This is a genomic window from Moritella sp. JT01 (genome assembly GCF_001574435.1).
GTDB lineage: Bacteria > Pseudomonadota > Gammaproteobacteria > Enterobacterales > Moritellaceae > Moritella.
In genome coordinates this window covers 24,142-49,177 of record NZ_LOCN01000006.1, presented here as the reverse complement: position 1 = coordinate 49,177, position 25,036 = coordinate 24,142, and the positions used below count along the sequence as shown (strand labels likewise).

Genomic DNA, 25,036 nt, shown 5'->3' with positions numbered 1-25,036 from the left:
GGGCGATAGTTTTCTTGTGTGAAAGCATTATTACAACTCCACGCTAAATCATTACTTAACCAAAATATTAACTGAGAAAAAGCCAAAAGCCAGTGAGACTGAATACCGTTGTAATAAGCAACGAACACCATCAATGCGGTACTTGATTGTATTAACTGCATGACGATCAAAACTTTCTTTCTAGAATGTCGATCTATCAAAGTGGCAAAAAAAGGTGTGAAAACAAATGATAAAGAGGTACAAACTAATGCTGTAATCGCCACAAACAACCCCATACCTTCTTCTGAAAGCATGATCCATGGTAACGCCATCATAAACATTCCAGATGAAATACCATCAAAAAATCGCGCGAATAGATAGGGAATAGTTCTGTTTTTCATTTTATGCTCCATGCTTTTTATTTATATTAGTGCTAGTCTAATACCTCAACCTATGTTGAGGTAAAGTCCTATTTTCATAAACTTAAATATAAAATTAGATAGGGAAATCAGATGGAAATGAGTGTTGGGCAAGTCGCCACAAGGGCTGGTGTTAAGGTATCAACCTTGCACTTTTATGAGACGAAAGGGCTTATTCAAAGTCGGCGTAATGCTGGAAATCAGCGCCGCTATGACCGCAGTGTGTTAAGGCGAATCTCTGTGATTAAAATGGCTCAAAAGCTGGGGGTATCTTTACAGGAAGTGACACTAATGCTTTCTCATTTATCCAAAGAAAAAGCCCCCACAGAAGAAGAATGGAGAGCTATGGCAAATGTGTGGAAGTTACAGTTGGACGAACGTATTAACCGTTTACAAACGTTGAGAGATGACCTTGATGAATGCATAGGTTGTGGTTGCCTATCTATCAATAAGTGCAAACTAAGAAATCCGCAAGACATCTTAGCTCAGACAGGCAAAGGCGCGGTATTATGGGAAAGCAGCAATTTAACCTAATAGCGTATTCGAATTATAGGAAAATTACACATAACCGTTGTAGGATAAAAAGTATCTAAAATACAGTTAATTAACCTGTGGTAGAAAGGTGTAACCCTGAAAATAATTTAGGTTGGATCGAGTTGCAATAAATAAGATATGTCTTCATTATTTTCAACGAAATCAGCCAAAGTATATTCATTCAATGTGGTGATATAACTTTCCACCGCTTTTATAAGGGCTATCTTTAATTTACAACCAGGTTGTAATGGGCAATTGGAACTCAGACAGTCAACACCATCGAGTTTCTTTTCAAGTTGTTGGATAACCCTGCCGATCCTAATTTTGTCAGGAGATATAGCTAAAGAAATTCCGCCTCCTTTACCCTTGATTGTATGGATATAACCGCATTTGGCAAGTTGAGCAATAACCTTTGACATATGGTTTTGCGATATATTGTAAAATGTAGAGACTTCTTTAATACTGCTTAACTGATCAGCTGGCAAATTTGCCAGATACATCAAAGTGCGTAAGCTATAATCTGTGAAACTAGTAATTCTCATGTGGTCTCTCCATTAAAGCTTACTTTAGGTTGCGTAGCGTTGGTGAAATTAAATTTAGAATTAGCGAGTTTTAAAACTGCTAAGTTGTACTACAATTTGTGCTGTAGCTTCACTGAGTCGATGGCCTTGTTGTTCCAATTCGCTACTGTCATTAGCATTGGAACTCGAGAGGTTTTTAAGTTTTTCAATTTCGCCTGCAACATCTCTCACTAAGCGATTAATATATTGAATATCAATATTATCTTTAGTTTCATTTTCGCCGATCAATGACAAAATCCCATCGATATTACTACAAGCGACCTCCAATTCTGATTGGCTCGAAGCTGTGTGTTCCGATAGTGAGGTGATGGCTAATGACTGTATTTTCATTTGTTCACCAGCATCGACCACGGCGGCAGAAATATTTGCGATGATTTGGTTAATTTGAACCAGACTTTGTTGAGTCGATATAGCTAAGTTTCTGACTTCATCAGCTACTACTGCAAAGCCTCGGCCATGTTCACCTGCTCGTGCTGCTTCAATAGCTGCATTTAATGCGAGTAAATTGGTTTGATCGGCTAGATTATGTATCACTGATACCACACTCTCGATAGACTTCGTTTGCGCTGAAAGCAGGTTGAATTTACTGTGTAACTCGTCGTTACTTTTGATGTATGATTTCAGTCCTTTCGACATCGCCCCCATATTATTATTGGATATAATTAGTCCTGCTTGGGCTCGTTCTACTTGCAGACGCGTTTCTTCTGCTTTTTCTTGTAGCGCAACAGAAGTACTGTCCAAAGTGTCGATTCTATCCGTCAGATAATCAACATGATTATCCTGTTCTTGAATTCGTGAAGAGATATTTTGTGCTTTTAGTTTAAGGAGCTCTGCAATATCATCCGAGGTATTCGCTTGATCTTGAATATCGACCAAAGCATCTCTCACATTTATTCGGAAGGCATTGATTACATCTAGCACGTTACCAATCTCACTGTTGTAGCGGCTATCTAAGTCGCAGGGGATTGAAAGATCTTTTTTCTCAAAAGATTTCATGTATACAGTGACATTTTCTAATGAGTCTACTCCCCAGTATTTTTCATCGATGTCGTGGAGGATTAAAAATACTATCACGACATATTGAATGATCTGTGCAGCTAGATTATCAGTTAAAAATAGTGCGTTAATAAACAGTGCAACAGCACCCAGCCAGTGAATAAAACGCATTCGTAAAAATAGTGAGCGCATAAATTTTTCCTATAAATTGTATGGTTACAAGTTAGCTGAGTCTGTACACTCATATAAGTAGTATTTTTGATGCATGTTATAGAGTTAATTGAAAAATACAAATATTATTAATCATAATACTTCTGTTATAGCGGCTATTAAGGTGATTCCTTAATCGGAGAAGCTCTTTGGGCTTATAGCGAAGCTTTATCTTTGTTGGTATTAATAGCTATTCTGCAAAGGTGCTATCTCTCCTATAGTGATTTGTATTCCATGCATAGTATTCTGGTTTTTATCATTGTAGGATAAGACACCTGTTTATACATTCGGTACAACCATGAAAAGCAAATTATCAACACTTACTCTCGCACTTATTCTTTCAAGTTCTATGTATTCAGCGCAAACTGTTGCGGCATCAGATGTTGTTCAGCCGCGAGCAAATTACACGGAAATGACATCCCAACGTCAAGTAGTCGATCAACTACTTAACGATGCTTATCAAGCCTTCAAAAATCCAGCTCGTATATCTCATGCTGGTTTTACGGCAAAAATGCCAAGTAATATGGAAATCATCACCAATAACTTGCTTGATGCTTATCAATTAGAACCTTACCGAATCGATTTGCTATTTTCTGCAGCCAATGCTCAGATTTATAACAAGAATGTAGACCGAGCGATTGAACTATTCACCCAAATCTTAAGCGTGGCTCCTGATGACGTAGATGCACACTCTTATTTAGTTATTTGGCAGAACTTTAAAGGCAACAAAAGTGAAGTTTCTCGCCATCTAAACGCATTAGAACGACTGAATAAAGGACGTGTAGCGGACTTGAAGAAAATCATATCTACCATTGACCGCATTGTCGAAACGCCACTAAGCAATAAAATCAAAAAATCAGGCAAAGGCAATAACGCGATCATTACGTTAGGTTACGCGTTAAATCCAGATGGTAGCATGAACCCAATTTTAATTGACCGACTTAACGCAACCTTGACTATGGCGAAAACGAACCCTGAGTCCTATATTGTGGTTACTGGTGGCGTGCCTAAAAACCACAAAACCGAAGGTAAATTAATGGCTGATTGGTTAGTGAAACATGGCATTGATTCATCTCGTATTATAGAAGATAACTACGCGAGAAGTACGGTAGAAAATGCACTGTATAGCAGCTACGCTTTGGCTCGTCATAATATTGATCATGCAACGATTATCAGCTCTGCAAGTCATGTTCGCCGCGGACAAACATTATTTGAAGTAGCAAGCTGGCAGACTGGCCCTAAAGGTATCTCTTTTGATACTTATGCTGCTAATGACAGACCATTAGAAGAGCTAAAAGTACCAAGTGATGGTGAATTATTAGGTATTTACCGTGATGCTTTACGCGTATATGGTATGTGGAGCTATCGCTCATACCCTTTAGAGCAGCGTTAATTGCTCTATCACTCTAAATAAGATAATGGTTCGCTACATGAAATCTAGCGAACTCAAACAATGCAACGTCAAATTGCCATCTATATATACGATGGGGTAATGGGTAATGGGTATTGATGTCTTGGGACCACTAGAAGTTTTTGCAGTGGCAAACTATCAATTGCAGTTCCGGAGCGCAGTTGGTCCCCGACCTTGACCAACGACCCTCTTGATACATTACTGATCGCTGGAGCTCTAGATATAGCTCCGCTTCTCGATGATCATCAGCTGCTCGTTAGATACCTTTACTTCCCCCTACAAAATTGGCTCTTTGGCTAACCAAGAACTGTGGTTTTTTATCAACTTAATTGGGCTATGTTCCCTAACTTGTCGTTATTACCCAATAAGCTACTTATTCTATCTATTTTACGCCTCCATTCTTAATCAGATACTATGATTTTATACAGCGTTATTTGTATATTTCTACGTGTTGTCACACTTTGTCATAAAATAGTCTTATTTTTCCTTGCTATAAAATTAAACATCAATAAAATCAGTTGTATAGTTGTCCTTGTGAATAATTAACAGGACTTAAAAAATAAATAACAGGACAGCACGCTTTCTCAGAGTCTGCTTTAATATCAGATAGGTATTTTATCTTATTTTTCATTTTATTAGTCGCGACTGACTAGGGTGAACAGATTTGGGTAATCGAGACGTCCTATTATACAAATGTTATAACCCAGTAAGATGGTTTTCAAATATACTTAAATATTAATAGGTTAATTGATAATTAAGTTAAACTAAATATCTTGTTTTAGATTGTGGTTATCTCAATATTCATTGAATTTAAAAAGGACTTATAAAATGACAACGCCTCAAAAAATTGCAATTGGGCTTGGCTCTGGTTTACTTGTGGGTTCTGTCTCTACAGTATTACCGAATTTACAGTTTTGGTGTTTTGTTGTTGGGCTAACTCTAATCAATTACGTTATTGTAACGAAGAAAAAATAACGTAATAAATGATTATTATTGATGCTTCAAAGATATAATATTCTGAAAATGAGCCTATCAAGATAGCTATTCTAAAGTTGATAATAAGCCGTTACGGTTTCATCAACATTATTTAAAGGTTATAACAAAATAAGAATAGGTGTCGCCTTATTCGGGTGTTGAAAATCAAGGAGTTTCACTAAATGATTGAAGTAAGCTGTCATTGTGGCAATATCAAAATCACTGTTCCAGCCACAACAGAAACAGTCACAAGTTGTAATTGTTCCGCTTGTAGTAAATATGCATCACTCTGGGCGTATTTTTCACCTACAGAAGTTACGATTAACGCTGCAAAAGATGCTATATCTTCATACTGCTGGGGTTACAAAACGCTTGAATTCCATCACTGTAATAATTGTGGTTGTTTAACTCATTACACACCAACAAAAATTGGCAATCAAAATAGAATGGCTGTTAATTTTCGTTTAGTTAACCCAAATATTATTCGTTCACTTAGAACTAGGTGTGTTGATGGTGCTGCTGATACATGGGTAGAAATAAAGCCGTAACCTATTTACAATGTACTCATGTCAATTCTCCATTATCTATTTGTAATTAATAGTATATTTGGTACCGTTTATATAATCTGTTAAGTGGACAATATGATTAAGTGTATAATTTTTGACTGCGATGGAACATTAGTAGACAGTGAGTACCTTTGTAATGTTGGCCTTGAAATGATGCTAGAAAATTACGGTATAGATTCCTCTGCTACAGAGATGATGAAAAAGTATCGTGGTGGTAAATTAGCTGAAATTCTTCAGGATATAGAATCAGAACACCAAATTAATTTAAAAGATAATTTCGTAACGTCCTATCGAATACTTGTTGATGAACTCTTTGAAAAAGAATTAAGACCGTGCGAAGGCGTGGACAAAGCATTGAACGAAATCTTACTGCCTAAATGTGTCGCATCTAGTGGTCCACTTGAGAAAATTAAAAAAGCGTTGTCCATTACTGGACTGACCGATCACTTTAATGGAAAAATCTATAGTTCGTATGTAGTCGACTCTTGGAAGCCTGATCCTGGTATATTTTTACACGCAGCAAAAGAAATGGGTTTCCAACCCAATGAATGTGCAGTTGTTGAAGATAGTCCGGTAGGTATATCAGCAGCAAAGGCAGCAGGTATGCGTCCAATATTGTATGATCCAAACAATATACATAGTGCAATTTCATGTTTGCACACCATCAGACATATGCGGGAATTTCAGCGTGCAATCACTTAACAAGGCCATGCAATCCGACGCCGATCATTGCTGGTAGGCGTTATGTGCCATCGACATTTCATTCCCATATTGCAACAGCACTCGGTAACCCTATTACGAGTTAAATTGTGATCCAGCCTTGATTAGACTAGATATTATGCAAGGCGCTCTCCCTTTTATGGTGACTTGTATCGCATATTACAAAAGTATTAGAAATAAGTATTTCCATTAGAATCGACGCAAAAGGGATATTCACTAAGACAGTGTAAAATGATCCATCCAGAATTACGGGTTGAAATTGATTCTAAAGGGGTAGAATAAGCGTTAGAGAGGACTTTCGCCTGAATGGTGTATGACACTGCACATTATCACCTTCATGTTCAATAGGCCGTATATCGACGATTTGATCTCTAGATCAAGAAAGCCTCCAATGAGCCATTACAATTGTAAAAAGTAGATTAAGTAGCTGCAAACCTCACCTTAAATGAACAAGTTTCAATGTCCTGTAACATGGCATCATGGTATTCTGATTTTTCAATCTATGCTCTGATCCAAAAGCGGGGGTAGAATATTTTAGTTATTGTAGTCTGCTGCTTCTAGATGATAACAAGTGGAATGAATACATGGTATTTAATTACTGTAACTGAATGATAACACCAAGGATGTCGTGTATGAAAAATCTAATATTAATAACGGTATTGGTAATGTTTGCGATCGCAGGCATTACAAGTATCACCTCTACTTCTTATATATCTAATCAAAAAATTGATGAAATTATATTAAAAAAATCCCAAGCAAAGGCTGAAGTCATTGCTAAAAACGTCGAGTATGTATTACAAAAATCTTCCCAGCCATTGGTTGATTTACAAGAGTTAGTAGTGTCACTTTCAGAACGTTCAGATATTATCTACGCGATTTTCATCGACCGAAAAATTCAAGCCGTTGCACATAGCGATATAAGCAAGTTAAATAAGGTCTACAAAGATAGCTACACTGTGGAAGCGGCAGGGAAAGGCAAGCAAAAATACTCTAAATGGTATGCGGATGTGCAAAAAATGTGGGTGTACGACATAATCGTCCCCGTTTATGATAAGAATGGTGAGCTATTGGGTGCTTTTGATATTGGCATCCCAATTTCAGAAGTAGATGATGCTGTAGCAGATATTGTGCTCACTCAGCTAATCGCAATCATTGCTATCTTTCTGATATGTGCCTGCGTGTTGATGTGGTTACTGGGTCGATTTTTTAAACCGCTTGCTGGCTTGCAACAGGCATTAGAAGATATATCAAAAGGCGATGGAGACCTTACCGTTAGATTACCTGTACAAGGAACAGATGAAATAGCCCATATTTCTAAAGCATTCAATATTTTTGTGGGTAATATTAATGAAATAATTTCTAAAGTAGTAGATACGGGGTTAGGTATAGGTCGTTCAGCGACTGAACTTCGCAGTCAGTCTCAGCTTGGGTTATCAAGAGGCCAAGCGCAAAGCGAGCGAACGTTATTAGTAGCAACTTCAATAAATGAAATGATCGCGACTATTAATGAAATATCGCAAAATGCTGCGGGTGCAGCAAATTCGGCTAATGGTGCAAATAGCGAAACTCAAGCTGGGCGTAAAACATTACAAGACTCATCTAATACCATCAATAGCCTTGGTGGTGAAATGAATAACATGTCATCGGTTATCACAGCATTAGCGGGAAGAACACAGTCAATCGGGTCCATACTCGACGTGATTAGAGGTGTTTCAGAACAGACTAATCTCCTTGCTCTCAACGCCGCAATTGAAGCTGCCAGAGCAGGTGAGGCTGGCCGAGGTTTTGCTGTAGTTGCAGATGAAGTCAGAAATCTTGCTACTAAAACTGCACAGTCAACCGATGAAATTCAAAGTATGATTAATCAGTTGCAGAATGAGGCGAAAAATGCGGTAGAGGCGATGGAGAGTAGTCGATCTTTAACAGAAGAAGGTACAAGAACCACTGCTCAAGCTCTGGAAGTCCTCGAAAACATATCAGTGCAAGTAATTACTATCCTTGATATGAATACCCAAGTCGCAACTGCTACCGAAGAGCAATCTTGTGTAGCAAATGAAATCAATATCAACATGGATTCGGTCAATAATTCTGTTCAAGAAGGCTTGATCGCTAGCCAGGAGCTAGAAGCGTCTAGTAAAACCCTGGAGCAGCTTGCTCAAACTTTAGATCTTCATGTAGGTTCATTCAAAATATAATATTTAAGGCTTTTAATTCTAGGGGCTCTTTATTATGTTCAAATAGTGAGTGTGACGACGTCACGCTCACTATTCAATTAACCTTTCAGTAATCATCCTCAACTCAGACTTACTGTCGAATTTCTGCCAGTTACGATCTTAGCGTAATAACTAAAACCTTCTTTTGTTATCGGTAATCTAGTCTTATATACAGAACTCCGTATCATAAGCTGTTATGAGATAAACAGCCAAGACATAAGCGTACTCGATCGAATGCTAATGAGCATTGGCAAGCAATATCATTATTCAGGAAATTAAAGGACTAAAGGACAACAATATGGACGAAATCGCGTTACAAGAAGAGCTAGAACAACTACAGAACGTGTATACCATAATAACTGAATTTGTGGTGCAATACAGTTTCCAGACTTTTGGTGCGATGATTATTTTCATCATCGGCTTGTGGGTGGCTGGTAAAGTTCAACGCTTTATTGCAGCCCAATGTGTAAAGCATGATGTTGATGTCACCCTGAGCGGATTTATTTCCAACGCTGTGCGCATGCTCGTCATTGTGATGGTCGCAGTGATTGCATTGGGCAAACTAGGGATCAGCGTGGCGCCGTTTATTGCTGCCGTCGGTGCGTTGGCATTGGGTGCTGGTTTGGCTCTACAGGGTATGCTGTCAAACTATGCCGCTGGGGTTACCATTATTTTAACCCGCCCGTTTGTGGTGGGTCATACCGTCAAAATCCAGGGGGTGATTGGCGTAATTAAGGAGATCACTCTCGGGATGACTATCCTCACGAATGAAGAGGGTGATGAGATCAGTATCCCCAACAAGCATATCGTTGGTGAAATTCTGCATAATTCCTTCGAATACATGTTGGTGGAAGCCTCCATAGGCATTAGTTACAACGACGATCCAGAACAGGCTATAGCCACTTTGGGTACAGCGCTGGCTAGCATCGATGCAGTAGCCAAAGATCCCGCAGCGCAAATTGGCATTGAAGCCTTTGGCGATAGTTCAATTAATTTAGGCATACGTTTCTGGGTGCCGACGAAAAACTATTTTGAAGTGAAATACAGCGCTAACCTAAAGATGTTTCAGGCATTGAAACAAAACGGAATCACCATACCCTTTCCACAACGTGAAGTACGATTACTTTCAGAAAAGGTTTAAGCACGCCATGATGGAACTCGATGAAGTGAAAATTCGTAGGGCAAAGCCTAGTGAATGGGATAATTGCAATTTGTTAATTTCAATTACCCCATATTTTCTGTAGTGTGAATCTTATCCTTTAAATCTCAAACTTTATTTTCTCCTGACAAGGAAACTCTCAGACGCTGCATACCTTCGTCAATAGATACCAGAGGCTGGTAACCCAGGTCCGCTTTAGCCGCGCTGATATCAAAGTAATGGCTGGTTGATAATTGACGTGCGACAAAACGCGTCATCATCGGCTCTTGGGTCTTGCCAAGCCACAGGTATACCTTCTCCAGTACGGTGCCGACTAAGTAGGCCAGTAGTGCTGGCACCCGTTTCTTCACTGGTGGTAAATCAGCACAATGGAGTATTTTATTGAGCATGCTGGCCATCGTGATCGGTTGATCATTACTGACAAAGTAACTATTACCGGCGCAACTTGGCGTGGGATCTGCGAGTCTTAACGCGGCCAGAATATGGGCATAGGCGGCATTGTCGATATAGATAGTATCAACCAGTTTATCCTCTTTACCGACTAATTTTAATCGACCGAGTTTGGCTCGGGCAATGACTCGTGGCACTAGGTGCGGATCACCGGGTCCCCAAATTAAATGCGGCCTTAAGGCAACGGTTTTGAGTCTATCGCTATTCGCGGCCAGTATCATTTGCTCGGCAAGCGCTTTGGATTGCGCATAATAATTTAAGAATGATTGGGCGTAAGGTTGCGATTCATTGATCCCAGCCTCGTCTTCCCCCGTAAATGTCACACTTGGGGTGCTGGTATATACTAAGCGCTCGATAGCCAGTGACTGACTGGCCTGAATGATATTGGCAGTACCTTCCACATTCGACCGATAATAATCAGCTTTCGAACCCCATACACCTGCTTTTGATGCGACATGAAAGACCAAGTCACAGTCCTTCATCGCCGCGGTGAGCGCCGACAAATCGCTGATGTCGCCTTGCACCATGTTGATACCTAACGTTGATAAGTGCGGATAATGGCCACGGGCGAACCCGGTTACTTTAATACCAGCAGCATTTAATGCAAGGCAGATGCTGGTCCCTAAAAAACCACCGGCACCAGTGACAAATGCATGTTTGGTGGTCGCGGCTAATGCAGTAAGGGCACGTTGTTCTGCGGGTGGCCGCGAGCTGAAATTCGTCATGTTAAGACCTTGTTTTGGAATACTGTTAACGATTGTAAGGTGCTTGTTTTTTCGCCCAAACCGCTAGTTTTTCACGAAATATTTTGGCATTGTGGCGAATATCAACAGGAAAATCAGGGTGAATTAAAAACGCGTTGATCGCGGATGTTTGCTGATGCTTATTGCCAATCACGTTAAGTTCGTTAAATAACTGTTCAGTTGAGATGACAGCATCATTTTCTAACTCGACACACAGTAACGGTATGGTTTCACCTTGGTATTGGATCCCCACCAGTGCAGTACGCTTCACTTGCTTATGGGTATTGAATATACGCTCACAAGGGATCGAGAAATAGCGTTGACTCGGCGTGGCGACACTGTGGGCTTTACGTCCACACATCCATAATTGGCCTTGTTCATCCAAATATCCCAGATCCCCCATGCGGTGCCGAAACACTGGCTGTGATTCAGTGCTCGTTGGGTCTTTGATCTTGGCTTGTTGGGTGGCGACGTCGCGGCGATAATAGCGCTGACTGACCACTTGTCCTTTAACGACGATCTCACCAATTTGTTGGGTTGGTAAGGTTAAGTCATCATCCCAATCTGCAATGACATCTTCGCTGATCGCAATAATGGCGATCTCAACATCTTTGATTGGCAGGCCAACACAGATCCCGCCACCATTATCTGTAATGTCTTGCATGGTTAGCAGTGCTTTACTGCCAATCTTAGTGAGGGGCAATGACTCCGTGGCACCATAAGAATTCCATACTTCTACATCGGCTTTAAGCAAGCGAGTAAAGCGTGAAATTGACGATAAGGTTGCTGGCGCTCCAGCAGAGATCACGCGTTTCAAGCTGGTTAATATCTGCGGCTGACCGTGTTTGCAGCCTGCTTGACCAAGGACCTCGATTAATGCCGGATTAGCAAACAGGTTAGTGCACTGGTATTTTTCAATGGCAGCAAAGATAAAGTTCGGGTTCGCGGTTATCGGTTTGCTGGCATCCATATCTGGAATAATTGACGCCATGCCCAGCGCCGGACCAAATAGCGAGAATAACGGAAAGGTACTGAGATCCCTCTCTCCGGGCTTTATGCCGTAATCATCGCGGAGCGCTTGTATTTGCCCTTCAAACATTTGGTGGCTGTAAACAACGCCTTTAGGCACGCCAGTACTGCCACTGGTGAATAATATGGCGCACAATTCACTGTTATCAAATAGCGCGATAGGATAAGGCTTAACCTGCTCATCTTGCTGTTTATTAGGGGTTAAATTGGCACGATACTCGGTTAATAAACGCAGTAAGCTCATTTGCCCGGTGAGGCGAGACAGTATTTCACAGCCGCCGACGGTCAGGCTACATCTGACGCTGTCTTTACCCCAGCCAAACAGTTTACGCGCGATATGGGCTTTGGGAATACCAATGAAAGCATCGGGAGCCGATTCACTAAAACATTGTTTTAGATTGCGGATCCCCATACCAGGATCAACCAAGATCGGCACAATACCGGCTTTAAATAACGCAAAGGTTAAGACAAAAAAGTCGATGCTTGGCGTGACCATTAATACGGCTTTCATTCCTCGTTTTATGCCATAAGCATTTAGCGCATAGGCGAGCTCATCACTTTGCTGATCAAGAGACGATAAATTAATCTCGTCATAAACCAATTGCCCTTTACTGCTACGCTGCACTGCGACCGCAAGTGAGTCGGGAGTAGCGAATGCGGCGTGAGAGAGGTGGCGACAGAAATTTATCGCCTCTGACGTTGCGTTAATGGCCATGAAACTCAACGCTTATCGGTCATGAAGTCGGTGATTAATTCAATGACTTCATCACTGGCGTCTTCAAGAATATAATGACCGCAGTCATCAAACTCATTCACTTGTGCGTGCGGCATGCGTTGTTTCCATTGCGCTAAAAAGTGTTTATCAAACACAAAATCTTTTAATCCCCAGCAGATTAGGGTTGGTACAGTCGAAAACTTAGCCAGACTATCGCCAATATCTGTCACTAGCTGGTAATTGCGGTCTTCAGGTTTTAGCGGAATGTCCTGCACAAAACGTAAGGTGGAAATACGGTTACGCCAAGAGTTAAAAGGTGACACATAAGCGCGGCGAACATCTCGGCTCATTGCTTTGCGACGAACGCCAACAATTGAAGCGATAGATGAAAAGGCATTAAAACCGCGCACTAAAAACGTGCCGACAAATGTATTGCGACAGATCCATAATGGTAGCGGAAACGCTTTTGATAAAGGCAGATGAAAAGCCGCGGTATTTAAGATCACCAGGCGTTTGATCCGCTCTGGATATCGCGCTGCGTAACCCATACCTATCATGCCGCCCCAGTCGTGGACGACTAAGGTGATGTTCTCTTTAATATCCAGATGCTCAAGTAATGCTTCTAGATCATCGATTCGGCTGGTTAAGGTATAGTCGTAATCGTTATCAGCGGGCTTATCAGAAAGACCACAACCAATATGGTCGGGTACAATACACTGATAATTGGTGCTTAATGCCGAGACCAGATTACGATAATAAAACGACCAACTCGGGTTACCGTGAACCATGACTACAGGCTCTCCGGTTCCTTCATTGAGGTAATGATATTGCTGACCATTACGATCAAGGTAGTTACGTTTAAACGGGAATAATTTATCTAACATAGGGTTACCATTTTAATCCAAGCATCATACAATTTAAGCCACTGCCTATTCCTAAGAAGCTCACGTTGTCACCTTTCTTCAAAAAGCCTTCTTCATCGGCCATCGCTGCGGTCACGGGCAGTGATACTGTGCCCATGTTCCCCAGATATTTGAAGGTCGGAAATTCTTTTTCAACCGGAATATTTAAGGCGGTTAATACTTTCTTTTGGTTGGCTGCGCCCACTTGATGACAAATTACTTTATCGACATCTTCGGGTGTCCACTGGCGTTGCTCTAAAAATTGCTGCCAGGTTTCTTGCGCCAGTGCGACGCCTTCTTTGAGTAATTTGACTGCGTCGGTACGCATATATTCACGGTATAACTGAGTATCGATTTCTTTCAATCCCCACTGGCATAGATCGTGATGTTCAGGCGCAGATAAGTGCGAGGCCCCTAATAATTGGTGATTTCGAGACCCAGCTAAATTTAAGCTGCCATCGGTAAGTAATATAGCAACGGCACCAGAGCCGCCAGTCAAGGTCGCCAGTGATGTGGCGTAATTTCTGATGGTCGGATCGGCTAACATATCATCGATAGTCACATCAACAATGTGACGTGCAGATTCACAAGAAACCACTAAACCAGCTTTGATCTGGCCCAATTCGATGCGGTTGGCGATATCTAACATGCCGGACAAGGCCCCTAAACAGGCATTACTTATGTCATAAATGGCGGTGTTATTAGATACGCCTAGTTTTGCGGCGATACGGCATGCTGTTGCTGGTTCGTGCTGGTCACGGCAGACACCGGTATATACTACCGCGCCGATATCGCTGACATTGATGCCCGTTTCATCAAGGGCTTTTTGTGCGGCAATTAACGCGCCATCAGATAACATGTAGTCTTTTGGCCACCAGCGACGTTGGGTAATACCAGTGAGTGCGGCAAGTTGGCCGATAGGAATACGTAGCTTTTGATATAAAGGAGCTAAGCGAAGCTCTAGTGCTGTACTTGTTATGATTTCTGGAGCCAGTTCATAGGTCAGGCTATTAATAAAAACGCGGTTATATTTCATGGCTAGGTTATTTTGCTCAATAGTAAGGCTAATTATCGCCTTAATTTAATTACATAAATTACGTTAACGTTATTTGAGCAAGAAAGCGGTGCAGATTCAACTAAAAGTTTATTTTGAGTCATGCGAGTTTAAGGCTAAAATAGGGTTGATTTTTATATACCTACGTCGGCTATGCGTTAATATCAGCGCGATGGTTAAACCTGTGAGTAAATAGAAGATCCCCAAACTTGTCTGATTGTTGATCAAATGCTTGATTAAGAATCCACCGACTAGCCCGGCAATACACATCTGTACCGACCCCGATAATGCAGATACCGCACCGACTTGCTTACTGTGTGGTGCCAGTAACATGCTTATCGATAATGGGAAGCTGATCCCTTGTGCTATGGATAGCAAAGTAAAACCAAATATCAGGTTACGCAACGACATCTCATTAAACACTAACCAACAGCCAGCCATCATCATAATGCTCGATGCTAAGTACATTAGTTGATTGGTGGTGAAGCGCTTATTTAGTTTATTTAAGATCAAGCTGCCCATTAATAATCCTGCAGATGGGATGATCATCACTTCTCCGTACTCTGCTGCACTGAGATTTAGTCCCTCTTGTAATAAAAAGGGCAGTAGTGATACAGAGACCAGACTCGATAAGTAACCGATCCAGTTATAGCTTGCTGATGAAATTACTTGATAGTTTCTTGATAAATGCCAATAACCACGGAGTGTTTCTTTTAGTTTAAATTTTGTTACTGCATGAGGTAGCGTTTCAGGCAAGACAAAGTAGCCCAAGGTGAAAATGGCCAATAGATAAACGAGTACAAAGCTAAACACGGATTGCCAGCCAAAATGCCATGCTACCCAGCCGCCGACAACAGGTGCCAAAATAGGCAGGATAGATGCTGTTATGGACATATAAGCCATCGCTTGGGTGAGTTGGCTGCCACTGTAACTATCGCGAAGCACACTGCGGCTTAATACAGATGCACTACCTGCACCTAAACCTTGTAATAAGCGACCTGTAATCAGTGCAGTATAGCTGTCGGGTAGTAGCACACACATGAGTGTACCGACTAAATAGATACCTTGACCGAGTAAAAATACTGGGCGACGACCGATAGCGTCTGACAACGGACCATAGAAAAGCTGTGATAATCCGAAGCCGACTAAAAATAGGGTGACAAGCTGCTGTATGTCGGCTTGGGGCACACCAAGATCACGACTTATTAATGGCAGTGAAGGCAGATAAATACTGACACCGACTTGTCCTGTAGCAATGATCATCATGGCTAAGGCAAGTGGGATTTTGTTAAATGGCGTTTTATTTATATTCATGTAGCCAGTATATATTAAGGCTATCTAAATGATAATAAGCTTTATTGGAACGTCATTAAGTTCTGGTGGGACCTAAACAAGCTTTGGTTTGTCTATTTTTTGTTACTCATGTTTACCCATTCATAATATGTTCATATCGATCTTACATACACTCGCTACGCATTACTTAATGTTACTTAGTGTTACTTATAAATCCTTAGTTTTTTAGCATTTATCAACGTGATATTGTCGATTAGTACATTGATTTAACTTGCTTTATATGTTGTTTTCATCTGGTGTTAAACGTCGATAACGCACATGCATAGTGACAGATATAAAGTTTTTTGATAGCAAGAGTAATTAGGAACATATCTCATGAGAAAGTTTACTTTAATCTTATTTTTATTATTGTCGGGTTGTAAAAACGCCAATAACGAAAGTAATAATGAACAGACACCTGTTACGAAGATAGATAAAACACCCGAGCTTATTCAGGAGTTAAAAGACCAACCTACTATTGATGACCAATTCTCAATTATATATGATAAATTTGAACCTATTCTAGACCGCTCAGATTCGCTCACTGGACCCGATGAGAATGCAGATGGCATTCGTGACGATGTTGAAGCCTTTATTGATGCATTAGAAGTAACAGAACCTGTTCGTAAAGCACTAAAGCAAGATGCAAAATTTATGCAGGAAAATCTGCATTATGATTTCAGCGAAAAAAACGATACTAACATCGTAAAAGCGCTTGAAATTGCGAATAAACATAACAAAGTCATTGCATGCAAAAGGTTTGTCGGTATTCCGGTAAGGGATAGAACCAATACCTCGCGTACAATTGAGGCCTTAACCTATAATACTAAATCTCGCACTATGGCCTACCTAACTTACAATCACTTGCTCGACGGTTCGACATCGATATCCTTACCAGCCAAGGAAGAATACTGTGAATAGACTCACTTGGTTACTTATTCTGCTTGTAACATCACAATCTGCATTGGCTAATAATTCTTGTGAGGTCGAGGGTTATGCTATTGGGTTTTTTAATGGTGTAGCGACAACAAGAATGGATGCAGAACGCGGTAAAGATGAAATCAAATCAACCCTCAATATCGACGAATACAAAAGCGAAAAGGTGGAATATCGACTTTTCTATAATGATTCTTACATTGACGGAAGTGGCTTCAATGTACTGGCTGATTTTGCTGAAACCTTTGACCAAAGAACACAAGAATTAGAACAAAAACAATTTGACCGATGGGAAGCGTTTTGGGATATCGTCAATGGTAGACAAGACAGCTCCATAATCCAAAAAATAAGCGCGGCATTTTCTTGGTTTGGTGGTTTTGTTGCAGACTTCATTAGCCAAAGCTCAAATGTTATTATCCGAGAGTTTTTAGAAGCACTAACACTACTGGTTGACGCGCCAGAAACAGAAAAAACTCAGATGAAGCATAACTTAATCAATGACTCTAATACATGGAAAGGGAAAAAACTGATTTATATTGCTCATTCACAAGGGAACTTATGGGTTAATAAATCTTATAATCACGTGGTTTCTCAATTAGGTTACGATGCGAATAATATTCACGTCGTTCATATCGCCCCCGCCTCCCCAACATTAAGCCCTGATAGTGATTATATATTATCGACATCTGACCTTGTCATTAACGGCTTGAATTTCACAGGAATAGGCTCTGTACCGCCTCCAAACACCGTGGTAGCCCCTAGCTCATCAGACATAACTGGGCACGGATTGGTTGAGATTTATTTAACTCATCCTGATTTAATAGAAAAAATCAAAGCATCCGTTAAACGAGCTTTCAGCTCACTAGCTAAACCAGATATGGAAGATTACCTCTTTGAAGTGACTTATCATTACACGCCAACGTTTGCAAAGAGCCATGCTTCACCTGAAATTTTATTTGTTGACAACCCAAATGATGATTGGAAGGAGAGAGCTAGCCTATATGCAGATGACTACTCTTACTTAAAAGAAACAAAGCCATACCAAAACGACTATAAGCTTAATCCAAAAAATGATTTTGAAGCGCTGTTATTCGAGCATGATAACACTGACAGACTGAATCAAGTGATAAGTATCGTGCAATGCTCTGATATACCAAATAATGATCCCTTCATATTAGGAGAGCAATCAACTGAAACCATAAGATACGGATGGGATAAGGTACCACCGAATACTAAAGCATCGATTACGGTCAGAGACAGATATGGTTTTAAGCTACAAACTGACGAAGTGTCTATCAATGAAGTCCGTGCTAAAGGATGGCAATATCATGGGATTTTCCTTGATATTAAAGCGGTTAGCCCTTACAAAAAAGAAGAAAAAGCATTTATAAAACAAAACAAGTTAGAGACTAAATACAATCTTTATTCGGACTCAATTATTTTTGCCTCTTCATCATAAATACTTATCACTATCGAGTTCTATCAATTCTATCTGGGGGTGGCCTACATGAGAGGTGTATAGATCAACCAAGACACTATTATATTTTACTTACATCAATATTGTTTAGTACCTCTAGTTATGCAGCACTAGGGGAGCATAATGTTAACAATGATACTTTAACCAACAAACATAAAGTTCATGACTTTAAATTTTATGCATCTCTGTATGAGAAAAAATCTAATAAGCTTGATCGTATTTTACAAAGAAATCAGAGTAACCCAAAAAAGATTAAAGCTATTTCTAAATTATTTTTAAATTAGTCCTATGTGAAAAATCGTCTTATTGGATCTGGTGTAGAAAAAGAAAGGTTTGTAGCGGATTTCAGAGCATTAGACTGTTTTACCTTTTTAGATTATGTAGAATCTTTAAGAAAGTCATATGACTTTTCAGATAATTTAATTAAAACGCGATATAAAAATAGTAAAGTTGACTTCTTATTAAGAAAACATTTCTTTTCAGACTGGACCTATGAAGATGATAACGGTGATAGAAATGCTGAAGATATAACAGAGTATTTAACTGAGCACACTAACACGATACAAAAAGAGTTAAATCAAAAAGCGGATGGTGGAACTTACATCGCAGGTCTACCAATAGTATCAAGAAAAATATCCTATATTCCAGGAGATAGTATAGATGGCAGTGTCGTTAATAACCTTGAAAATGGTGACTACATTGGTATATATACAAACATAGCAGGACTAGATGTAACCCACACGGGGATATTTATTAGAGGAAAAAATGGACCCGTATATAGAAATGCATCATCACTTTCTAACAATATGAAAGTCGTTGATACGCCATTTTTAGAATATGTCCAAGGTAAACCGGGAATTGTAGTCTACAGGGCACTTTAAAATTACAATCCTATCCTGATCATCGGAGTGAAGGCGTCAATGATATGCCTTCACTTACCCCATTCAGTTCTCGCCCTAAATCATGAACAACTTCTATCATTTGTTCCATATTTAAAGAATGCTTTTGCCTATAAACTCTTGACTCCAAGTTAAATAGTGAGAGAGATAATGGTTAATACGGACAAAAGAGTAAGATGGGGAATCGCAGGATTAGGCAATATTGCTAGGCGGTTTGCTACGGCTTTGAATGACAATAGTCAATATGGCGAGTTATATGCTGTAGCCGCCAGAGATTTAGGTCGCGCTGAACAATTTGGTGAAGAGTTTAAAAGTAACGTGAGCTATGGCTGCTACGACGATATGGCAAAGGATCCTAATGTTGATGCTGTATATATTGCAACAGTACATCCGTACCACTATCCCTTAGTTGAACTATTTTTAACCCATAAGAAGCATGTATTTGTTGAAAAACCAGCGTTCACCAACCTACAGGATTGGTTATCGATGAAGGCGTTAGCAACAAAAAATGGGGTAATCTTACTGGAGGCAATGAAAACCGTTACATTTCCAGCTTACCAAGAATTGAAGAACTACCTGATCAGGCATAATCTTAAACTGACTTCAATTGAAGCGAGTTTTGGTAATGCACACGAATATGATCCTGAGTTGTTCATATTTAATCCAAATTTAGCGGGTGGTGCAACGCTCGATGTGGGGGTTTACGGGCTTTGGTTATACTGTGACTTATGCCGGTCGTTAGGGGCTAATGTCCCGGCACCTGTTGTTGAGATGTCAACGCTGGTTACCGAATCATACGTTGATACCGATGCTTGTTTTACTTTTACAGGTCAGATTAACGGAAAAATATCAGCTTCAATTGTGAACAATTTACCACGAGTTGCGATATTACGTGGTGATCAATTAGCCATTACGATTCGAGACAAATGGTGGAACCCCAGTGTCATTGATATTGAATATCAAGGAAAAACATTCACCATTGATCATCCAGTAGAAGGGAATGGTTTTGAATTTGAAATCGATCACTTTTCACAGCTTGTGCTTGAAAATAAAACTGAATCTGACATCCTATTGTCAGAAGTAACAGCTCAAGTCCAATCGATTATGGAACATGGGTTAATTAACGCTGGATATGGTTACCTAACTCAATTAGGGGGCTTTGGAACACTGAATGGCAAACTTAAAGCGTAAGCTTGAAATTTACGAACAAATCTTTCAAACATTTGGTCCCGGAGTATCGGCTTGTCAAATAAGCCAGATAGCTGCTCTGCTGCATGTCACTGAACGACATGTTCAAACCATACTAAAAAAATTGGTGAGTGCTGGGTGGATTCAATGGGAGGCAAGCTCTGGAAGAAGTAAAAAAGCGATACTCACTTGCCAAGTCGAGCCCATTGATGCTTGCTATGAATCCGCTAGAGGTCTAGCCGATGAAGGAAATTTAGATCAGTTACTTAGTATCCTTAGCTTTGGTGGTAGAGATGCAGGAAGGGAGTTTCAATCATATTTAAATGACGCTAGTCACTCAGCTCGTCGTATTGCTTATATGCCTTTTCATCGTGAGTTAGAAGAGCTAAAACCTCACAAGGTGAGGAGGCGTACGGAACGCTTTTTGGTCACTCAAATTTGCCAATGTTTGACGTCTGTAGAGAAAGGGAGTGTAGTCGGTGATTTAGCTTATCACTGGGTCTCTAATGACAGTGCTACAACGTGGCAATTTCAAATTCGCAGAGGGATACGTTTTCATGATGGAAGTATACTCAAAGCACAAGATGTTGCTCATTGCCTAAATAGGTTAATCCAAAATGCATATTGGCATTCGACTTATAAGCATATTATAGAAGTGAATGCTTTTTCCGATGATCAGTTGGAAGTTAAATTAAATCAGACAGATTGGCACCTACCCAGATTACTTTCTCGGGCAGAGTCATCAATATTTAAGATGACCTCGACGACCACACGACTTATTGGTTCGGGGGCTTTCTCTTTGGCAGTATTCTCTTCTAAAATGCTTAGATTAAGTCGTAATGCTTACTATTCACATGAGACCTCTATCCTCGACTGGGTTGAACTGTGGGTTTACCCTGAATGGGCACAAAGCAAAGCGTGTGCACAAAATCAGATTTGCCTTCAGATACCTGATAAAACTGTTACGATCCGAAGTGATAAATGTGCCTCCTTCTTAATGATCCAAAATCCAAATAAAACGCTTACGAAGCGTCATATCACTTTTGAAGATACAGCGGAATGCAAGAAACTGTTTAGCAGAATATCAACTGAGAATGATCAAGGTATTTCAGTGGATTATGGGGACTACAGTAAATCTGAACAAGTAAGTATTTGTAGTATTATTGAAGAAAATGATTCATTTAGTGCTTGGTTAAGTTTTTTATTACAATATCCATTTGAAAATCATGAATTGGATGCTGGAATACTCAAAGCTTTAGACTCATCTCTTACGTCAATTCGGAACGAGAGAGACTTCAATCAAGCTACAGACTTATTGGCCGTATTGTTCTCTTGGCTGAGTGAGCAAAACGTAGTTAAAGAATCAAAACATGAACCTTTTGTACTCGCGTTATCTGAAAAAATTAATGGCGCTCAAGTGAATGGATATGGCTGGAGTGAATTAAATAAAATATGGATTTCATTAGATTCAAATCCGCGTTAATCATAATCTTACTTAATATTACAGCTTTCTCAAAAATGCCTTCTAGAGAAAGCTGTAATAAATTGTTGAACGTATTTGTTTGCTTAAAAAGCCATAGAGATAATTTTTATTGAACTTAGAAAAACAAATACATTAATACATTTTCTTAAAACAACCTCATTGAGCTTTAATGAGATCATCGCTCCTATTTTTGCGCCGACAAAAATACCAATAATAAGATAAAAGCAGAGCCACCAGTCAATAGTGTCAGTGAACGCTCGCCCGGAAAATATACTAACAGACGAAAGTAAACCGATCACAGGGGCAGATGCTATCGCGACCTTAGGATTACAGTGGAAAATATAAATCATCACAGGTAGATAAATAAATCCGCCACCTTGGCCTACAGCACCACACATCAAGCCAAGTACAATACCGATCAAGGGCACTGAAGCTGAGTTTGCTATATCTACTTTTCCCCATTGCTTATAAAACCATTTATCTGTGATAGTGATAAGTACTGAACAGATGGCTAAAATGGCAAAGACGATAAGTACAGTTCGATTTGGAATTTGTAATGAGAAAAAAGAAATGGCTAAACTTGCCAAGCCCATTGGAACGCCGAATCGGTATATCAATACCTTATCTCGCATATTGTTTTTAGCGTGATGAAAGATAGCACTTCCTGATCCAAAAAAACTTTGAGCGGCAGTTAAACCGGTAATCGTTAGCAAGGGTAATTGTATATGCGTAATTAAAGGCATAAAGATGAGCAGTAACGGGGCTAATAAAATCCCCCCACCAATGCCTAAAAGTCCAGAAAGACAGCCTGTTAAAATACCGAAAATCCCCACGAGTATTTCATGACTCATTTTAAGATAATTTTCCTGAGCCAGAATTTACCTTACCTATAACATAAAATTGATCAGGTCTGTCTGCTATTAAAGATTGTAATTTATGATCATAAGAACCATTATTTTTGCTGGTGGTTTTCAGCATTTCCCCCAACATATTAGGAGGGATTTTACATCCATAACCGCCTGACTCTGAAAAGTTAAGTAAGTTACAACTAGCCACTTTATATCGTCCTTTTTAAACAAATAGTACTAAAGTGGCAATTGTAAGTGAATATTGTGACGTTTTTATTTCATTTTTGTTTTTATTAGAAGTTAGAGGTAAAGACGTTGATTTGAAAGCGGCTAGATTGACCGTTTCTGCATAGTGAAGCTGTGTTCGACCTGTAATATTTACAGGCTGTAGCTAACAATTTATGAAGCATCGCCATTTATGGTGGTGAGTAATCACGGCCTTATCAAAATTTTTTAAACCAATAAAAATAATACTATTAATTAATAATTAAGTTTGATAGCTTGCACCTAAGTAGTTAAATATTTAACCATTAAAACTTATATATCATTCACTTAAGGGAATAAATGATGAAAAATGAATTTCAAATCCAATTAATGTCTATTAACATTACTGACGATTCTGATAATTGGAGTTCAGGTGATTTAAAATGGGCTGTGCATTCTGCTTCAAATGGGCACCCTTTAGATGACCGAGATAATTTAATGCTAACACTGGCAAGCCACGTTGCCTTTTTAGAAGTGGACCCATCACATAATAATGCATATTTGACTCAAACCCATAACGTAAGCAGTGGTGAAACCATCGATTGCCTTCATAAAAATTTGACAAATACTTTTCAGATCCCAGCTATTCATGAAGTGTCTATCCGATGCAGCATGAAAGATATAGATGGTGGTTTCAATGGTGGTGATGATGACTTTGGTGAAAAAACCCTTACTTTTAAGAGCGCTGACAATTTCGGTATCAAAAATAATGAAACAGAACGAAATCTGTCTGTAACCTTAGATGGTGCAGGCCGTGCAGTATTTAACTTCCAACTTCGCCGAATCATTTCAAATGATACCGCTCGCTTCACAAGTGAAGAACTAACACAGATTAAAGCGTTTTTAGAAACCTACGATTACGATAAAACGGGATTCATTGATCCTGATGATGGTATGGATCTTGAGTATATCAGAAGCATTTCTGTGTATTGGGAAGAATGTTTTGATGCATTTATGATGGAAAATGCTGATACAAACAAAGATGGTAAATTTCATATCGATGAAGTGATGGCGTATTTTGCTGCCTTAGAAGACTTTTAGATATTATTTAGTTCGTTAACAAAATAAGTGGTGGGCCCCAGAGGCTTCACCATGTATATCTTTCTTGTGTTATTGATTTTAAAAGCAAAGCGTTATAATAAGCTGCTGAGCTTAGGCTATATATGAGCATCTTTTTGCATAAGTTAAATGCACATGGAAAATTTGATGACCTTTTTGACTTCGACATAAAGGGGTTGGGTATGGAGTCACTTTACAGGAAGCACTAATAAGCGAAGGCCTAGCCTGCCATTTTGAAACCGAGCTTAGGAATGGTGATATTCCATTTTATGCGAAAGCAATAAACCAAGATATGATTGATGTTTTACATTCAAGAATGCTAAGTGAAACTGCTAATTTAAATTACGATCATAATGCTTGGTTTTTTGGGACTGAACCTGATGCAATACCTCTGCATGCAGGCTATACACTGGGTTATTATATTGTTTCAAAATACATAAACAAAACAGGGACTCCTGCATCACAGTTGTGGGATGTATCGGCAAGTGAATTTTTTGATGTCACTTAGCGTTAGATAGCAAGCGGTTATGTGTTTAAGGGTTATTAAACAGGAGGTCGGTGTAGTTGATGAGTCCTTGTATGACGTTTTTCCAGCGGTTGGAACATTCAATTCTGTCGGGTAAAAAGACCGCGACGATCCGTGATAAATTTGATAGCCATTATTCAGTTGGTCAGGTATTAGATGCTCGCACTCACGAAGATAATCGTAAAATATGCCAAATAGAAATTTTGAGTATTGAGGCTGTGAAGTTTAGTGAATTGAATCGGATACATGCAAAATCTGAAAATTTGCCGTTTGTGTGCATTCTTAAGTGGATCATTCGTAAAATTTATCCGGCAGAAGAAAACTTGTTTTTCATACGTTTTAGGGTGTTAAGTGACGGATAAATTTTA

The 25,036-nt window shown here is 39.6% G+C and carries 24 protein-coding genes and 1 pseudogene; 15 read left to right on the top strand and 10 right to left on the bottom strand.

The annotated features are described in order from the left end of the window. The coding region (locus AKG98_RS22650; protein WP_228140209.1) for an MFS transporter at window positions 1-380 on the bottom strand (380 nt) is incomplete at its 3' end. Window positions 381-491: 111 nt separating this feature from the next. Between AKG98_RS22650 and soxR the strand changes: the two genes are divergently transcribed. Then, on the top strand, window positions 492-932 hold the full coding sequence (gene soxR, locus AKG98_RS05350; RefSeq protein ID WP_067042510.1) for a redox-sensitive transcriptional activator SoxR: 441 nt from the start codon (window positions 492-494) through the stop codon (window positions 930-932). Between the two features lie 107 nt (window positions 933-1,039). Here the strand turns inward: soxR and AKG98_RS05345 are convergent, their stop codons facing one another. Beyond that, window positions 1,040-1,474 carry an Rrf2 family transcriptional regulator gene (locus tag AKG98_RS05345; RefSeq protein ID WP_067042508.1) on the bottom strand — a complete coding sequence of 145 codons (435 nt, stop codon included), beginning with the start codon at window positions 1,472-1,474 and terminating at the stop codon, window positions 1,040-1,042. A gap of 60 nt (window positions 1,475-1,534) precedes the next feature. Continuing rightward, window positions 1,535-2,701 (bottom strand): methyl-accepting chemotaxis protein, encoded by a 1,167-nt coding sequence (locus AKG98_RS22915; protein ID WP_067042505.1) that lies wholly within the window; start codon window positions 2,699-2,701, stop codon window positions 1,535-1,537. Window positions 2,702-3,017: 316 nt separating this feature from the next. Here AKG98_RS22915 and AKG98_RS05335 point away from each other — a divergent pair, with 316 nt between their 5' ends. The 6 genes from AKG98_RS05335 to AKG98_RS05315 all read left to right on the top strand — a co-directional run bounded on the left by AKG98_RS05335 (window position 3,018) and on the right by AKG98_RS05315 (window position 9,745). Continuing rightward, the gene (locus AKG98_RS05335; protein ID WP_067042502.1) at window positions 3,018-4,112 is read left to right on the top strand and encodes a YdcF family protein; all 1,095 of its coding nucleotides are present in this window, start codon (window positions 3,018-3,020) and stop codon (window positions 4,110-4,112) included. A gap of 846 nt (window positions 4,113-4,958) precedes the next feature. Then, a complete protein-coding gene (locus tag AKG98_RS22440; protein WP_198155431.1) occupies window positions 4,959-5,105 on the top strand; it encodes a hypothetical protein in 147 nt (48 codons plus the stop codon). Between the two features lie 182 nt (window positions 5,106-5,287). Further along, window positions 5,288-5,653 carry a GFA family protein gene (locus AKG98_RS05330; RefSeq protein ID WP_067042499.1) on the top strand — a complete coding sequence of 122 codons (366 nt, stop codon included), beginning with the start codon at window positions 5,288-5,290 and terminating at the stop codon, window positions 5,651-5,653. Window positions 5,654-5,746: 93 nt separating this feature from the next. Continuing rightward, complete coding sequence (locus AKG98_RS05325; protein ID WP_067042496.1) at window positions 5,747-6,373, top strand: HAD-IA family hydrolase; 627 nt, start codon at window positions 5,747-5,749, stop codon at window positions 6,371-6,373. A gap of 650 nt (window positions 6,374-7,023) precedes the next feature. Then, on the top strand, window positions 7,024-8,586 hold the full coding sequence (locus AKG98_RS05320; RefSeq protein WP_067042493.1) for a methyl-accepting chemotaxis protein: 1,563 nt from the start codon (window positions 7,024-7,026) through the stop codon (window positions 8,584-8,586). A gap of 316 nt (window positions 8,587-8,902) precedes the next feature. Then, the gene (locus AKG98_RS05315; RefSeq protein ID WP_067042490.1) at window positions 8,903-9,745 is read left to right on the top strand and encodes a mechanosensitive ion channel family protein; all 843 of its coding nucleotides are present in this window, start codon (window positions 8,903-8,905) and stop codon (window positions 9,743-9,745) included. Between the two features lie 125 nt (window positions 9,746-9,870). Here AKG98_RS05315 and oleD read toward each other — a convergent pair whose 3' ends face one another. The 5 genes from oleD to AKG98_RS05290 form a co-directional block, all read right to left on the bottom strand. Then, window positions 9,871-10,938 carry a 2-alkyl-3-oxoalkanoate reductase gene (gene oleD / locus AKG98_RS05310; protein ID WP_067042487.1) on the bottom strand — a complete coding sequence of 356 codons (1,068 nt, stop codon included), beginning with the start codon at window positions 10,936-10,938 and terminating at the stop codon, window positions 9,871-9,873. A 25-nt stretch (window positions 10,939-10,963) separates the two neighbouring features. Next, window positions 10,964-12,700: an olefin beta-lactone synthetase gene (gene oleC, locus AKG98_RS05305; RefSeq protein WP_067042485.1), complete on the bottom strand. Its 1,737-nt coding sequence runs from the start codon at window positions 12,698-12,700 to the stop codon at window positions 10,964-10,966. 5 nt (window positions 12,701-12,705) lie between these two features. Beyond that, the gene (locus AKG98_RS05300) at window positions 12,706-13,584 is read right to left on the bottom strand and encodes an alpha/beta fold hydrolase (RefSeq protein WP_067042482.1); all 879 of its coding nucleotides are present in this window, start codon (window positions 13,582-13,584) and stop codon (window positions 12,706-12,708) included. Between the two features lie 4 nt (window positions 13,585-13,588). Then, the gene (locus tag AKG98_RS05295; protein WP_067042478.1) at window positions 13,589-14,638 is read right to left on the bottom strand and encodes a 3-oxoacyl-ACP synthase III; all 1,050 of its coding nucleotides are present in this window, start codon (window positions 14,636-14,638) and stop codon (window positions 13,589-13,591) included. A 108-nt stretch (window positions 14,639-14,746) separates the two neighbouring features. Continuing rightward, window positions 14,747-15,970 (bottom strand): multidrug effflux MFS transporter, encoded by a 1,224-nt coding sequence (locus AKG98_RS05290; protein WP_067042475.1) that lies wholly within the window; start codon window positions 15,968-15,970, stop codon window positions 14,747-14,749. 354 nt (window positions 15,971-16,324) lie between these two features. On the opposite strand from AKG98_RS05290, the gene AKG98_RS05285 reads away from it, so the two are divergent. The 5 genes from AKG98_RS05285 (at window position 16,325) to AKG98_RS05265 (ending at window position 21,971) form a co-directional block, all read left to right on the top strand. After that, entirely contained in the window at window positions 16,325-16,909 is a 585-nt protein-coding gene (locus AKG98_RS05285; protein ID WP_067042472.1) for a chromosome partitioning protein ParA, read from the top strand. After that, window positions 16,902-18,383, top strand: a complete 1,482-nt coding sequence (locus AKG98_RS05280; RefSeq protein ID WP_067042469.1) for a hypothetical protein — start codon at window positions 16,902-16,904, stop codon at window positions 18,381-18,383. Before AKG98_RS05285 ends, AKG98_RS05280 begins: the two co-directional genes overlap by 8 nt. Before the next feature lie 308 nt (window positions 18,384-18,691). Then, the gene (locus AKG98_RS05275; RefSeq protein WP_198155429.1) at window positions 18,692-19,282 is read left to right on the top strand and encodes an N-acetylmuramoyl-L-alanine amidase-like domain-containing protein; all 591 of its coding nucleotides are present in this window, start codon (window positions 18,692-18,694) and stop codon (window positions 19,280-19,282) included. A gap of 168 nt (window positions 19,283-19,450) precedes the next feature. Beyond that, window positions 19,451-20,491 carry a Gfo/Idh/MocA family protein gene (locus tag AKG98_RS05270; protein ID WP_067042466.1) on the top strand — a complete coding sequence of 347 codons (1,041 nt, stop codon included), beginning with the start codon at window positions 19,451-19,453 and terminating at the stop codon, window positions 20,489-20,491. Further along, window positions 20,472-21,971, top strand: a complete 1,500-nt coding sequence (locus tag AKG98_RS05265) for an ABC transporter substrate-binding protein (RefSeq protein ID WP_067042463.1) — start codon at window positions 20,472-20,474, stop codon at window positions 21,969-21,971. Before AKG98_RS05270 ends, AKG98_RS05265 begins: the two co-directional genes overlap by 20 nt. A gap of 83 nt (window positions 21,972-22,054) precedes the next feature. Here the strand turns inward: AKG98_RS05265 and AKG98_RS05260 are convergent, their stop codons facing one another. Together AKG98_RS05260 and AKG98_RS05255 are read right to left on the bottom strand one after the other, a co-directional pair. Beyond that, window positions 22,055-22,822 carry a sulfite exporter TauE/SafE family protein gene (locus AKG98_RS05260; protein WP_067042460.1) on the bottom strand — a complete coding sequence of 256 codons (768 nt, stop codon included), beginning with the start codon at window positions 22,820-22,822 and terminating at the stop codon, window positions 22,055-22,057. A 1-nt stretch (window position 22,823) separates the two neighbouring features. After that, window positions 22,824-23,027, bottom strand: a complete 204-nt coding sequence (locus AKG98_RS05255; protein WP_067042457.1) for a hypothetical protein — start codon at window positions 23,025-23,027, stop codon at window positions 22,824-22,826. Window positions 23,028-23,383: 356 nt separating this feature from the next. Between AKG98_RS05255 and AKG98_RS05250 the strand changes: the two genes are divergently transcribed. The 3 genes and pseudogenes from AKG98_RS05250 to yqfB all read left to right on the top strand — a co-directional run bounded on the left by AKG98_RS05250 (window position 23,384) and on the right by yqfB (window position 25,030). Continuing rightward, complete coding sequence (locus AKG98_RS05250) at window positions 23,384-24,124, top strand: hypothetical protein (protein ID WP_157534069.1); 741 nt, start codon at window positions 23,384-23,386, stop codon at window positions 24,122-24,124. Between the two features lie 211 nt (window positions 24,125-24,335). After that, a pseudogene (locus AKG98_RS05245) lies at window positions 24,336-24,650 on the top strand (DUF2268 domain-containing putative Zn-dependent protease); the annotation flags it as partial. A 59-nt stretch (window positions 24,651-24,709) separates the two neighbouring features. Continuing rightward, window positions 24,710-25,030 carry a N(4)-acetylcytidine aminohydrolase gene (yqfB, locus tag AKG98_RS05240; protein ID WP_067042447.1) on the top strand — a complete coding sequence of 107 codons (321 nt, stop codon included), beginning with the start codon at window positions 24,710-24,712 and terminating at the stop codon, window positions 25,028-25,030. The last annotated feature ends 6 nt before the right edge of the window (window positions 25,031-25,036 follow it).